Raw genomic sequence first — 13,337 nt, 5'->3', positions numbered from 1 at the left:
TTGCTAATAAAGGCTATAGTAAGGCATTTGCAGATAACCCTGCGTTATTAAAGGGACTAAATACCTTTGAGGGTTCGGTAACCTACAAAGCGGTGGCCGATGTTTATCAATATCCTTTTAAAGAAACCACATTTAAAAACAACTCAACTTTAGTTTAAAGTATAATTGTATGGAACCATGTTATATCATTCTTTGTTGAATGATACAACATGGTTTTTAAATTTGATACATGCTTGAAGAAACCATTGGGCCGGAAGTAGGGCAGGTGAGCAGTATAAGTATATTCCATTAATAACACCATTGTATATACAAACCCCGCGAATAAAAGGTATATTGACACCATACAGGCATGTTACTAATACATTGCGCTAATTGGAGAAAATATTTAATACTCTTATTGATAGTTTTATAGATGATAAGGTAGGTATTGTACAAAACTTTATCAATGCAAAGCTTTCGTCGCACCTAAAAGATAATTTGACTGCTATTTATGCAGCAAAGCTTTTTAAATCTGCAGGTACCGGGAATGATAATGAACAGATACGCGATGGGTCTGTTAGGAGTGATATGATCTATTGGCTGGATAGAAAGCACAACGATTGCTATGAAAATGCATTTTTTGATGTGATAGATAATTTTGTGAATTATCTAAATGATACTTGCTATACGGGTATTACAGGTTATGAATTTCATTACACCTTATATCCAAAAGGGAGCTTCTATAAAAAACATTTAGATCAATTTCGTACCAATGATAGCCGAAAGTATTCTATGATAATTTATTTAAATGCGGGATGGCTGGAAACAGACGGCGGAGAACTGCGTATTCATCATAAAGACAGGCTGCAAAATATTTTTCCTGAAAATGGTAAAAGTGTTTTTTTTAAGAGTAACGAGTTAGCGCATGAAGTTATCTGTACACAAAGGCCGCGAATGAGTATAACCGGCTGGCTAAAAGTTAATTAAACACTGCTTGCGAAAAAAGTTTATAAAACTATTCAATTTGTTTGGTTTTTATCAATTGGTAAGGAGGTAACTATTACCTGTGAAAATAAAAACGTTGTTTAAATTCATTAAACCGCGTTTTTGGTTTAACTATATATTTTCGGCACTCTTTTTGGATAGAATAATATACAATTCTAAAAAATATTAAGATGCTGTTCATTGCTATAAAAATCGTGTTATTATTAAGTTCAATTGTAATACCATTGGGTGCTCAAAAAACCAAACCAAACACCAGTTTTAAATTCAGAATAGATACCGATACAAAAGATGCGCTTTACGCAATTAATGTAAACGGAATGCTTGAAAGAATTCAGCGTAACAGCATGTCAGATCAGGTTGATTTGTAAGAACCGGTTAAGTTAGTTAAAGGTGATGCCCACTTTTTGTTTGTATAAACATCTTTTCCGCTGAATGTGGCCAGGAAAAGCTACTGAAGCGTCCTTTTTGCTGTTGGCGAAACACACGTCGATCCCTAATATTTGAGTAGTATTACTAATGAAGGGGTTGGTGTTGATATAAAATTAAACCATAGGGAACCTTAGGGTCGATCCAGGTGGATTTGGGCGGTAAGATATTTCCGGCATCAGCAACCGCTATCAATTCTTCTACCGTTAACGGGCAAAGAGTAAAGGCAACCACGTAGGGATGTCCGGCTATAAACGTCAATAATTCCTCTATTGCTTGCCTGCCGCCGATGCATTTTAGTCGTTTGTCTGTTTTAGGATCGGTTATACCAAAAAGCGGCGCCAAAATTCTATCCTGTAAAATAGCGGCATCAATACTGTCCGCCAATGTTTTATGGGCATAGGTATTTGGTTTAGGCAGTAATTTGTACCAGTTACAATTAAGGTATAATCCAATGTGATGAATTTCTTTTGGCTGGAAAAACTGATCAGTCAGCTGTATATAAAAATGCGGTAGCAATTGCTTTAAAAACGCAACGCTGTCCAATGGCTCTTCCAAAACCACTGCGCGGTCATATTCCTGAATGCGTAATTCTGTGGTGGACATATACAAAGAGGATAACGCATCGTAAACCGGCTGGCCGAAACTTTGACCAGTTTCAGCGAGTTGAACAGCAGACTCCAGCCGATGGTGGCCATCGGCTAAGTAAACTTTATCAATTAGAGCAAAAGCGTCGATTAATTGTTGCTGAACTTTGCTGTCCTCAATCTTCCAAAGTCTATGTACGCCGTAGCTATTTCCAATGGTGCTATGCTCTTGCTTTAATTTGGTCTTCTCAATGATCCGGTCAATTGTAGGATTGGGTATATAGGTCAGTAAGACCGGATTACCTTCTAACCGGGTATGCGCGCGATAATTTTTTAGCCTGCGTACACTATCCTCCAGAGTTAACTCATGTTTTCTAATGTTTCCGCTCCGGTAATCCTCAAGCCCGGTCAATGCCCAGATGCCAGTTTGGCGATAAGTAGGATGCTCCACTTCGTATACATAAATGCCCGGCGTTTCCTCTTGTACAAGTCTATGGGTTTCGAGTAAATGGCCCAGCGTAGCATTAATGGTTGAATAGGCGGCTGCCTGGCCTTCCGGCGTTTCGGGCCTTAACCTGGCACCGGTTTCCAGCAAATCTTTTAAGGGCGGTAACTGCTCCGGTTTTTGATTGCTGCCAGCGACTGATTCTGCCTGCGGTTTGGTCAAAACCAGTTGATCCGCATAAGCGGGATTGGGCAATATGGCTTTAAAGGGGATAATTTGCGCCATCTTTTTTCAATTAGTATGAATTTTTAGCAGCCTCGGCGTATTGATGTTATTGATTATTACGGATTTAAACTTATGGAATAAAGGTTCTGTTTTTTGGTCACATAAACCATATTAGTATAAGTATTTGGAACAAACGACTATGAAATTAGCATTTTTATTTCGTTTAGACTTTTTGACCACCTAATTCGCTTTTATTTTAATAAAAACGAGCATTTATAATCTTTGTTTTACACTATGTTTGTTCATAAAGCCTTGATCAGACAGCGATGTTTTTTTGATGATATAATCAAGAAGAACGGGCGATCTTTACTTTTTTAACTGGTTTTTTGAAGCTGCGTATAGCCAGGAAAACACTTATCAGCATAAGCAACGCCGCAAGGATATATGGCGCTCCGGGGAAATATATTTCTGTGGTTTTTTTTGTAAAGTGGTAAAATATAAAGCTAAATACAAATGGGCCTATTATAACGCTTATGCTGTTAATAATAGTTATTGCACCCTGTAGTTCGCCCTGTTCGTTTTTGGCTACCTGGTTTGTTGTTAATCCTTGTAAAGCCGGTCCTGAAATGCCACCCAGACAATAAGGTATCATAAATACATACATCATCCATCCCCGACTGGCAAAGGCAATTAAAATAAGGCCACTGGCATAAAATATTAAGCCAAATACAATATTTTTCTTCTGTCCAAATTTGGGTATTGTATAACGTATTAAACCACCTTGAATAGCCACTAGCACAACACCGATAAAAATACCCAATGTACCAACGCTGCTTAACGCCCAGTTAAATTTTTCGAACAAAAAGAACGATAATAGATACTCTACAGCTTTTTGGGCAATGTAAACCAAGGTTATACAGCCTATTAATCCAGCTAGACCGGTATGTTTTGTAAATACCCTTATTAATGCCCCCAATGGATTAGCTCGTTTCCATTCAAATTTTCTGCGATGCTCAGGTTTTAAAGATTCAGGTAAAACAAATAGGCCGTATAATCCATTAAAAAAAGCAAAACCCGCCGCTGCCATAAACGGAAACTTAATGTTGATTTCACCTAAGTAGGCGCCTAACGCAATACCTATGATTACTCCAAAGCCTGATGCTGCACCAACTAAGCCAAAGTTCGCGTCTCTTTTATGGCCGGTACTTATATCAGCTATATAAGCAGTAGCGGTTGATGTACTGGCCCCGGTTACCCCGGCAATAAACCTTCCTACAAAAAGCCAGGCAATTGATGGTGCAAATGACATAAACATATAATCGATGCTAAATCCAAATAGTGATATTAATAAAACAGGGCGGCGGCCATATCTATCGCTCAGGTTACCCATTATGGATGCAAAAACCAGTTGCATAGTGGCATAAATAAGGGTTAACCAGCCATTGTATTTTGAAGCAGTACTAATATCAACATGCCCTAAAGTTTGCAATAACTTAGGCATTACAGGTATAATAATACCTAATCCTAATACATCAATAAATATGGTTATAAAAATAAAACCCAGCGCGGCAGATCGCTTTGATTTGGTTACTGTTTTAGTTTGCTTATTGACAAGAGAAAGCTTTTCGGCCATAAATAGTTAAATGTATACTTAACAGTGGGTATAACCAATAATTTTAATTTGTGTTTCTTTTAAAACTTCTTACTGCCAGCAAGGTACTTAACAACATTAATAATGAGCCTAAAATAAAAGGGGCTCCGGGTAGTATAAAAAATGTGCCGGGTTTTGTGAACCTATAAAAGAGATAGGTCATTAACCATGGTCCAAATATGGAACTCAAACTTGCAAGGCTGGTCAACGCTCCCTGTAGTTCGCCTTGTTCGTTGGGCGGCACTTGTTCGGTTATCGTTCCTTGTAAGGCAGGGCCTGCTATACCACCCAGGGCATAAGGTATCATAAAAGCAAACATCATCCAACCCTTGGTAGCAAATGCGAATAAGATCAATCCGGCTGCATAAAACAATAAACCTATCCATATACTGCGGTGTTTACCTAATTTAGGTATGGCTATGCGTATAAGCCCACCTTGCACAAGAGCTACGGTTAAACCAACAAATCCTAAAGAATAACCTACCCAGGCCTCGTTCCATCCAAATTTACTCATGGTATAAAATGTCCACACACTTTGTACAGATTGCGCGGCAAAGTATATTAAAAATAATGAAGCAGCCAGCCCCAACACCGCCGGATATTTATTTAATTGCAGCAATGAACCCAATGGATTGGCACGTTTAAGTTCAAATGGGCGGCGATGTTCTTTGTCTAATGATTCAGGCAATACAAAGTAGCCGTAAATGGTATTTAATAATGCTAAAACCGCAGCTGCAATAAAGGGCAGGTGTGTACTGTATTTACCTAATATGCCACCAATTACGGGCCCTATAATAAAACCCACGCCAAATGCCACACCTATCATGCCGAAGTTTTGTGCACGTTTTTCGGGGGTACTTATGTCAGCAATATAAGCAGATGCAGTAGTAAAACTGGCCCCGGTGATACCGGCTATAGCTCTGCCCAAAAATAACCAGCCGATAGTTGGCGCGAAGGCAAGAAACAGGTAATCAATACCAAACCCCAATAATGAACCTAATAATACAGGCCTGCGACCAAACTTATCGCTTAAATTACCCAGCACAGGCGCAAATAAAAATTGCATAACAGCATAGGCTAAGGTTAATAATCCGGCGTAACGTGATGCCTCGCCTAAATTACCATGTATAAGTGTCTGTATAAGTTTAGGTAAAACCGGTATGATTATACCTAAGCCTGTTATATCAATTAACAGGGTAATAAATATAAATCCTAAAGCAGCAGCTTGTTTTTTTGACTTGGCAGGTTTATCCATCTCCGCAAAATAAATAAAAGTAATTTGGAAATATTAATTAAATAATTGTTAACTTGACTAAAATTATAGTTTTCAGTCCCAGAGAAATCTAATCACTTAAACCAATGAAAAACCTAAATCATCTGTTGATATTACCGGTTATGCTGGTATGTCAACCATTAATAGCGCAAACAAATCATTTAACCATTTCAGATGAATTTCCGTCGCAAGGAGAAACGATTAGTTTTACTTATGTCCCTGCGGGAACCAAACTTGCAAATAAAGAAGGTATTACAGCTACGATTTATTATATAGATGGAAAGAAAAATCCTGCTGATAATATTACCCTTACCCAAGAGGGTAAATTGCTTAAAGGGAGTTTGACTATACCGGTAAGTGCAAGGGCGTTTTTCTTTAAAATTAGTAAAGATACCAGCGTTGATAATAATAGCGGTAAGGGCTATATATACATGGTGTATAACGGAAAAGAACCTATACAGGGCGCTTATGCATCAGAAGGAATGGTTTATAGCGGATTAGGAAACTCATTAGCTAAAATACCTGCTGATAAAGCGCGATCACTTAAGTTTTTAAAACAGGAAATAGCTGCTTTTCCGCAGAGCGAAAAAGAATATGCAATTCAATATTACAGGGCATTGTCTACTTCTACCGATCCGGACGATATTGTTTTGCTAAACAGTAAGTTAGCTGATCTTAAAAACAGCAGGGACGAAAAGGAGCTGCTTCAGGCGGTTTCTATTTTAATAATGCAAAAGAAAAAGCCAGAAGCCGATTCTTTGACCGCTATGATCAAATTGAAATTTCCGCAAGGCACCTTGGATAAAAATGCGGCGATAAATGATATTATGAAAGAAAAAGATGTAAAAAAAATGGACTCATTATACCAGGTGTTTGTTCATCATTTTCCGGAAAATCCAATAGAGCCATCAAGTTTATATGATATGTTAAAAACGCAGCTTATATACAAGTATCTTGCAAATAATGATTACGACACGTGTGTGAAATATCTGGCTTTAATAAATGATAAATCAGAATTATTCCAGGCATTGAATAACGTAGCATGGCGGATGGCAGAAAAAGGAGAGAAATTGGAAGTGGCAGAAAAACTGTCAAAACAATCTGTTGATATTGTTAATGATAGATTTGAAAACCCTGTTGCAAGCCCGTTTGTTACTGTAGCAAAAGCCAAAAATGATGCAGCCGGTTATAGAATTATGGTGGGTGATACTTATGCTTATATTTTAATTAAGGAGGGTAAGTTTGCCGAAGCACAAAAAATTCAGCAGCCCTTGTACGAAAGAAGTGATAAAAAAGGGGGGCCGGTAGTTGCGCACTATGTACAGATATTAAATGCAACAGGTAACTATACGCAAGCCAAAGAGATAGCCGAAAACGGGATGAAATCTGCAAAAATAGATCCCGAACTGGAGCCTGCTTTAAAGGTTAGCTATGTTAAACTTAATGGCAGCGATAATGGTTATGCAGAATATGTTGCCGGCTTAAAGTCTATTTCTCAGGGAAAAATAATGGCCAATTTAGAAAAGACGATGGTTAATCAACCGTCGCCAGCTTTTGCGCTTCAGGATTTTGATGGTAAAACTGTTTCCCTGGCCGACTTAAAAGGTAAAACTGTTGTTGTAGATTTTTGGGCAACCTGGTGCGGGCCGTGCAAGGCTTCGTTTCCGGGTATGCAAAAAGCAGTTAACAAATATAAGGATAACCCCAATATTGTATTTTTATTTGTTGATACCTGGGAAAGTGTAGAAGATTATATACCCGGCGTTAAAAAGTTTATCGAAGATAATAAATATACCTTCCATGTACTTTTTGATGAAAAGAATGCCGATGGAAGGCAAGCAAAAGTGGTTACTGCTTTTGGTGTTTCAGGCATCCCAACTAAATTTATAATTGATAAAGACGGAGTAATTCGCTTTAAATATGTTGGTTATTCGGGATCGGATGAAAAAGTATTGGACGAAGTTAGTAATATGATAACGTTGGCCAATAACCCAGTTAAAGCACCAGTTAAGTAGTAAAAAGATAAAATGTAAAGAATAAAAAAATCATAAAAAGGGGCGATGGTTTTAAACCATCGCCCTTTTTTGTGCAATGTATATTTTTAGAAATTCGGTTTCAATACATATTTGTCATAGAAACGGAAGATGTGCCCTACAGCTTCTTCGGCGGTATCAACCAAACGGAACAGGTTCATATCATCCGGGTGAATATTATGCTCCTGGTTAAGCATTTTTTCGGTTATCCAGTTAAATAAACCACCCCAATATTCAATACCTACAAACACAATAGGGAAACGGGCAATTTTACCGGTTTGTATTAAGGTAATAGCCTCAAACGATTCGTCTAATGTGCCAAAACCACCCGGTAGCACAATAAACCCTTGCGAGTATTTCATGAACATTACCTTTCGGATGAAGAAATAATCAAATTCAAGTACTTTATCTCTGTCGATATATTTATTATGAAATTGCTCAAATGGTAATTCAATGTTTAGCCCTACTGATTTACCGCCGGCCTCGTAAGCGCCTTTATTAGCCGCTTCCATTATACCTGGGCCACCGCCTGATATTACACCATATCCGCGCTCGGTGAGCAGCCTTGCGGTGTCCTCGGCCAGTTTATAATATGGATTGTCATTATGTGTACGTGCCGACCCAAATATGGACACACAAGGGCCAATTTTAGCCAGTTTCTCAAAGCCGTCAACAAACTCGGCCATTATTTTAAATATCTGCCAGGAATCGGTTACTTTAATTTCCTGCCAGTTCTTGTTTTCAAATGCGTGTCTTATTTTTTCTTCACCAGTCATATCTTAAATGTAGTATAATTAAACTATTACCGCTTTTGTTTTAGTTGATGAGCTTAGTAGTAAGCCCGCAAATGTAATAATTCCATTTAGCAGGATAAGCTCATTGTCAAACGTATAACCAAATAATCTGGCAGAGTTAGCGCTCAGATAATAACATATAGCCGGAGATATTAAACAAATAAATGGCACCAGCTTATCTTTAACCTGCCTGCCACTTACAAATAGCCCAAACGAATATAGGCCTAGTAATGGCCCGTAAGTATAAGATGCTACCTTGAAAATTGCGCTAACTACCGCATCATTATTAATAGAGTTAAATACAATAATAGTTAAGAATAACAATCCTGAAAATGCCACGTGCACATAATGACGGATATTAACCATTTTTTTACTGTTGATGTCCTTGCTTTTGCTAAATCCTAAAAAATCAACACAAAATGAGGTGGTTAATGCGGTTAAAGCCGAATCCGTAGTTGCAAAAGTTGCTGCTGTAAGCCCAAGCATGAATACAATTGCCGGTACTACACCCAAATACTTTAATGCGATAGTGGGGTAGAGGTAATCGGTTTTTGTAACCGTAATACCATAACGCGCGGCATACATGTATAACAAAGCGCCCACACTTAAAAAGAAAATATTAATAACCACAAACACCGCGGTAAAGCTGAACATGTTTTTTTGCGCTTCTCGGATATTTTTAAGGCTCAGGTTTTTCTGCATCAAATCCTGATCAAGCCCTACCATACCTATGGTAATAAATATACCGCCAATAAACTCTTTACCAAAATGGAAATGGCTGGTTAAGAAATCATTAAAGAAAAATATTTTTGAGTAGCTACTGTTCTTTATCGCATCGGCAGCTTCAAAAATGTTAAAGTTCATTGCCCGGCAAATGAAAATTATTGACAAGAAAACCGATGAAACCAAAAATAGGGTTTGCAAGCTATCGGTAATGATAATTGTTTTTAGCCCGCCTTTAAACGTATACGCCCAAATCAATAGTAAACATATTAGTACTGTTATAGCAAACGGAATGTTATAACTATCAAATATGAATTTTTGTAGTACAATAACTACCAGATATAGCCTGAAAGATGAGCCAATAACCCTGCTTATTAAAAATATAGCCGCTGCTGTTTTATAGCTCCAGGTACCTAATGCCCCCTCAATATAACTATATATTGATGTTAGCTTTAAACGATAATATAAAGGGAGTAAAACAGTTGCGATAATTATAAAGCCTGCTGCATTGCCCAACACAAACTGGAAATAAGCAAATTCATCACCACTTGGTGCGCCCACTTTCCCGGGGACGGATATAAAAGTAACCCCGCTTAATGCAGTGCCTATCATCCCGAATGCTACTAAATACCATTTAGAATTACGGTTGGCAACAAAGAAAGTATCGTTATCTGATGATTTTCGGGAAGTAAGCCATGATATGATTAATAACACTAAAAAATAACCTACAATGAATGATAATAGTACTCCTGGGGACATACGCTAATTTAGTTTGATAATGTCATTTTCTGACGATCGTTTGATGATATTATGGTAAATTTCTTTCTTGCTCACAAGTTATGTATTAGTACTTCATTAAACAAAAAACTTTCAGACTTATTGAATCTTTCGGCCTTTCGGACGTCCTGACTATTACCTATCTTCGTAACATGAACTTTTCGTCAAAGTTGTTGGAGAATGCGGTTGCTGAGTTTGCAAAATTACCCGGAGTAGGTCAAAAAACAGCTTTACGGCTGGTTTTGCACCTGCTTAACCAGGATAAAGACGAGGTGGAAAAGTTTAGCGCTACTATCAGCAAACTACGCAACGAAATACAATTTTGTAAAATCTGCCATAATATTTCAGATCAAGCAGTTTGTGAGATATGCTCGGCTCCTAAACGAGATCACAGTCTGATATGTGTTGTTGAGGATACCCGTGATGTTATGGCTATAGAAAACACCAGCCAGTATAATGGTATATATCATGTATTGGGCGGATTGATCTCGCCGATGGACGGTATTGGCCCGTCAGATTTAGAAGTGGATACCCTTATCGAACGCTTAAATAGTGAAGAAGTAAAAGAGATAATTTTCGCGTTAAGCGCTACAATGGAGGGGGATACCACCATCTTTTATTTGCATAAAAGATTAAAACAGTTCAACATAAGTATCTCAACAATAGCTCGTGGCATAGCTTTTGGAGGAGAATTGGAGTACGTAGACGAGATCACATTAGGTCGGTCTATCGCTACACGTGTTCCGTATGAAAATTCTTTATCCAGGTAAGTATGAAACTATCGGTTATTATTGTTAATCACAATCGTTGTGATTTGCTAAAACTCGCTTTAAATTCTTTAATTAAAGCTTCAAATGATATTGATTTTGAGATTGTTATAGTTGATAATGCATCAACCGACAATTCAGTTGAAATGCTTACTGTGGATTTTCCGGAAATTCTGGTAATTGCTAATTCTATTGATGAAGGTATTGCCAAAGCAAGTAACCGGGGGATAGAAGTGTCTAAAGGAGAGTATATTTTACTGGTCAATGCGGATATTATTTGCGGCAAAGAGACTTTAGGCAAAGTGCTTGATTTTATGGACGTTCATGACGATGCAAATGGTTTAGGTGTGCGTATGCTTAGTCCGCAAGGGACTTTCCTAACCGAATCAAACCGGGGGTTAACCAAACAATGGATAGCATTTATTAAGTTGATTGGCTTTGAAAAAAATTTACCTAAATCACGCTTAACCAACCGTAACCATAAAGCATGGGTAGAAGAATTTCAAACATCAGAGATCGATATATTAAATGATGCTTTTATGCTGATACGCAGATCTGTTTTTAATGAAATTGGTTTGTTTGATGAACGTTTTGTTGGGTATGGTTACAATGTTGACCTGTCATACAGGATGCGTTTAGCCGGATTTAAAAACTACTACTTCCCTAAAACATATATTATCAATTTTAAAAGCAATAGTCAGCCCAAATTTAGCTGGCAGTACATAAGAGATTTTTATGGAGCTATGCTTATATTCGCTGCCAAGTACCTGTTTAAATTGCCTGAAATAAAGATAGAAGGCATACAGCTGTACCCGCCACAATATGAAGTTGAACAATAAAATAGTGATAATAACCGGTGCATCATCAGGCATTGGTAAATCGCTGGCTACAGAATTTGCACGTCGTGGTGCCCACCTGGTTTTAGGCGCCCGCCAATATGTTACCCTGTGCGAAATCGCCCAATCACTCGAACAACAGTATAATATTAAAGCCGTAGCCGTACAATGCGACGTAGCTATTGAAAGTGATTGCGCCCATTTAATTAACCAGGCCATTACAACCTATAGTAAAATTGACGTATTGGTAAATAACGCAGGCATTTCTATGCGTGCCTTATTTAAAGATGTAGATGTGCAGGTTTTAAAAACCCTGATGGATGTGAACTTTTGGGGTACAGTATACTGCACTAAATATGCGTTGCCAGAAATTTTAAAAGCACAGGGCAGTATAGTAGGCGTTTCTTCCATAGCCGGATATAAAGGTTTACCGGGGCGCACAGGCTATTCGGCCTCAAAATTTGCTATGAATGGCTTTTTGGATGCTTTGAGGGTAGAGAATTTAAAAACAGGCGTGCATGTTATGACTGCCTGTCCGGGTTTTACCGCCTCAAATATTCGTAATACTGCATTAAATAAAGATGGCAACCAGCAAGGCGAAAGCACCTTGCACGAAGAAAAAATGATGACAGCCAACGAAGTAGCCAAAATTATTGCCGATGGTGTAGAAAATCGTAAACGTACTTTGATTATGACCCGCCAGGGTAAACTCACTGTTTTATTGAGCAAGTTGTTGCCTGGGTTGTTAGATAAACTGGTTTACAATGTGTTTGCTAAAGAGAAGGATGCGTTATTGAAGTAAGAGATTAATTTTTTCTATCTGCTGTGTATGATAAACAAGCTTTTATTTGATAACCTCTTACCTTTTTCCTTTAACCTATAAAGCAATCGACTCATAATCATCAATCTTATTCAGATTTAAAACAATTCGGCCCTCTTCGTCCCGGTCAAATGCCGGCTTGAATTTGGCACCCCATATCATTTCGTCATATTGATAGGAGGTACGTGAATGTACGGTTTGCGAAAAGGTATCATCAAACGCTTTTAATAGCACAGCAAAGCCAGCCTCGGTGGTTACCATGTCTTCCGCAGTCATGTCTTTTAACGGACTATCATTATCAAGTGGATGCACTACGGTCCAGTTTAGTGTTAGTATGCTAACGCGCTTTCTTTCCAGCTCTAATGATATAAACCGACGTATTTTTTTACCGTCTACATCTTCATTGTAAGAGAAGATAACCTCTATTTGTAGGTCGATCAATGTATTTCGGCGCAAATTGGCTAATCTGAACATGATACCTTTCCCGTTATCGCGGTAAGGTGCAACCAACAGATGCTCGCTATATTTAATTTTTGCCGATGGCCTCGAAAAGCGCCCGTATAACAAGCCAGTAGCTAAAGCGAAGGCAAGTAGACCCATCATTGATTCTAACGCGGCTACACTGTTGGTAGCCATTCCATGGGGGCTAATATGGCCATACCCGACCGTTGATATGGTTTGCGCCGAAAAAAAGAACCCATCCATAAAGCGGTAAAAATAAGTATTGCCTATAGCGCCGTATAAATTACCCGGGCCAAGAGATACATAAATAAAGGCGAAAACTATATTGGCAATTAAATACCCGGTTAATACCAGCAGCCAGAATTTACCCCAGCCCATGGTAATTAATGTATGGTAATTGTTTGAAGTGTCAAATAAAGATAGCCCTTTACGTTTTACATTTATAGATCCATCCTGGTTTATTAGGCGCTGGCTTTTGGTAACGGCCTGGGTGCCAAATCCAAGATCATCTTCCGGATTGAATTTTCGTTTATG

The 13,337-nt window shown here is 38.2% G+C and carries 12 protein-coding genes; 6 read left to right on the top strand and 6 right to left on the bottom strand.

The window, feature by feature from the left end:
- The first annotated feature begins 372 nt into the window (after positions 1-372).
- Both JWP71_RS09125 and JWP71_RS09120 read left to right on the top strand, forming a co-directional pair.
- Positions 373-966, top strand: coding sequence for a 2OG-Fe(II) oxygenase (locus tag JWP71_RS09125; protein WP_299498881.1), 594 nt, complete (start codon positions 373-375; stop codon positions 964-966).
- Positions 967-1,154: 188 nt separating this feature from the next.
- The gene (locus JWP71_RS09120) at positions 1,155-1,352 is read left to right on the top strand and encodes a hypothetical protein (protein ID WP_299498877.1); all 198 of its coding nucleotides are present in this window, start codon (positions 1,155-1,157) and stop codon (positions 1,350-1,352) included.
- Between the two features lie 145 nt (positions 1,353-1,497).
- Here the strand turns inward: JWP71_RS09120 and JWP71_RS09115 are convergent, their stop codons facing one another.
- The 3 genes from JWP71_RS09115 to JWP71_RS09105 form a co-directional block, all read right to left on the bottom strand.
- A complete protein-coding gene (locus JWP71_RS09115) occupies positions 1,498-2,727 on the bottom strand; it encodes a DUF1015 family protein (protein ID WP_299498875.1) in 1,230 nt (409 codons plus the stop codon).
- A gap of 286 nt (positions 2,728-3,013) precedes the next feature.
- Positions 3,014-4,300: a TCR/Tet family MFS transporter gene (locus JWP71_RS09110; RefSeq protein WP_299498873.1), complete on the bottom strand. Its 1,287-nt coding sequence runs from the start codon at positions 4,298-4,300 to the stop codon at positions 3,014-3,016.
- Between the two features lie 43 nt (positions 4,301-4,343).
- On the bottom strand, positions 4,344-5,573 hold the full coding sequence (locus JWP71_RS09105) for a TCR/Tet family MFS transporter (protein ID WP_299498871.1): 1,230 nt from the start codon (positions 5,571-5,573) through the stop codon (positions 4,344-4,346).
- A 104-nt stretch (positions 5,574-5,677) separates the two neighbouring features.
- Between JWP71_RS09105 and JWP71_RS09100 the strand changes: the two genes are divergently transcribed.
- A complete protein-coding gene (locus tag JWP71_RS09100) occupies positions 5,678-7,606 on the top strand; it encodes a redoxin domain-containing protein (RefSeq protein WP_299498869.1) in 1,929 nt (642 codons plus the stop codon).
- A gap of 86 nt (positions 7,607-7,692) precedes the next feature.
- Here the strand turns inward: JWP71_RS09100 and JWP71_RS09095 are convergent, their stop codons facing one another.
- Together JWP71_RS09095 and JWP71_RS09090 are read right to left on the bottom strand one after the other, a co-directional pair.
- On the bottom strand, positions 7,693-8,400 hold the full coding sequence (locus JWP71_RS09095; protein ID WP_299498866.1) for a TIGR00730 family Rossman fold protein: 708 nt from the start codon (positions 8,398-8,400) through the stop codon (positions 7,693-7,695).
- A gap of 18 nt (positions 8,401-8,418) precedes the next feature.
- The gene (locus tag JWP71_RS09090) at positions 8,419-9,900 is read right to left on the bottom strand and encodes a sodium:solute symporter (protein ID WP_299498863.1); all 1,482 of its coding nucleotides are present in this window, start codon (positions 9,898-9,900) and stop codon (positions 8,419-8,421) included.
- A gap of 170 nt (positions 9,901-10,070) precedes the next feature.
- Here JWP71_RS09090 and recR point away from each other — a divergent pair, with 170 nt between their 5' ends.
- From recR to JWP71_RS09075, 3 genes are read left to right on the top strand one after another with little or no spacing between them, the layout of a single operon-like run.
- Positions 10,071-10,688 (top strand): recombination mediator RecR, encoded by a 618-nt coding sequence (gene recR, locus JWP71_RS09085; RefSeq protein WP_299498860.1) that lies wholly within the window; start codon positions 10,071-10,073, stop codon positions 10,686-10,688.
- A gap of 2 nt (positions 10,689-10,690) precedes the next feature.
- Positions 10,691-11,524, top strand: a complete 834-nt coding sequence (locus JWP71_RS09080) for a glycosyltransferase family 2 protein (protein ID WP_299498858.1) — start codon at positions 10,691-10,693, stop codon at positions 11,522-11,524.
- Positions 11,508-12,323, top strand: a complete 816-nt coding sequence (locus JWP71_RS09075; RefSeq protein WP_299498855.1) for an SDR family oxidoreductase — start codon at positions 11,508-11,510, stop codon at positions 12,321-12,323. Before JWP71_RS09080 ends, JWP71_RS09075 begins: the two co-directional genes overlap by 17 nt.
- A gap of 75 nt (positions 12,324-12,398) precedes the next feature.
- Here JWP71_RS09075 and JWP71_RS09070 read toward each other — a convergent pair.
- Positions 12,399-13,337, bottom strand: a 939-nt coding sequence (locus tag JWP71_RS09070) for an ion channel (protein ID WP_299498852.1), incomplete at its 5' end; no start/stop codon positions are given.

The sequence above is a fragment of the Mucilaginibacter sp. genome, from assembly GCF_028287845.1.
GTDB lineage: Bacteria > Bacteroidota > Bacteroidia > Sphingobacteriales > Sphingobacteriaceae > Mucilaginibacter.
This window is presented reverse-complemented; position numbering and strand designations above follow the sequence as displayed.

What these genes read in the sequence shown, in the direction of transcription:
- JWP71_RS09100 (WP_299498869.1), top strand. Translation starts at nt 5,678, where the DNA reads ATGAAAAACCTAAATCATCTGTTGATATTACCGGTTATGCTGGTATGT.
- JWP71_RS09080 (WP_299498858.1), top strand. Translation starts at nt 10,691, where the DNA reads ATGAAACTATCGGTTATTATTGTTAATCACAATCGTTGTGATTTGCTA.
- JWP71_RS09105 (WP_299498871.1), bottom strand. Translation starts at nt 5,573, where the DNA reads ATGGATAAACCTGCCAAGTCAAAAAAACAAGCTGCTGCTTTAGGATTT.
- JWP71_RS09095 (WP_299498866.1), bottom strand. Translation starts at nt 8,400, where the DNA reads ATGACTGGTGAAGAAAAAATAAGACACGCATTTGAAAACAAGAACTGG.
- JWP71_RS09110 (WP_299498873.1), bottom strand. Translation starts at nt 4,300, where the DNA reads ATGGCCGAAAAGCTTTCTCTTGTCAATAAGCAAACTAAAACAGTAACC.
- JWP71_RS09120 (WP_299498877.1), top strand. Translation starts at nt 1,155, where the DNA reads ATGCTGTTCATTGCTATAAAAATCGTGTTATTATTAAGTTCAATTGTA.
- JWP71_RS09115 (WP_299498875.1), bottom strand. Translation starts at nt 2,727, where the DNA reads ATGGCGCAAATTATCCCCTTTAAAGCCATATTGCCCAATCCCGCTTAT.
- JWP71_RS09090 (WP_299498863.1), bottom strand. Translation starts at nt 9,900, where the DNA reads ATGTCCCCAGGAGTACTATTATCATTCATTGTAGGTTATTTTTTAGTG.
- recR (WP_299498860.1), top strand. Translation starts at nt 10,071, where the DNA reads ATGAACTTTTCGTCAAAGTTGTTGGAGAATGCGGTTGCTGAGTTTGCA.
- JWP71_RS09075 (WP_299498855.1), top strand. Translation starts at nt 11,508, where the DNA reads ATGAAGTTGAACAATAAAATAGTGATAATAACCGGTGCATCATCAGGC.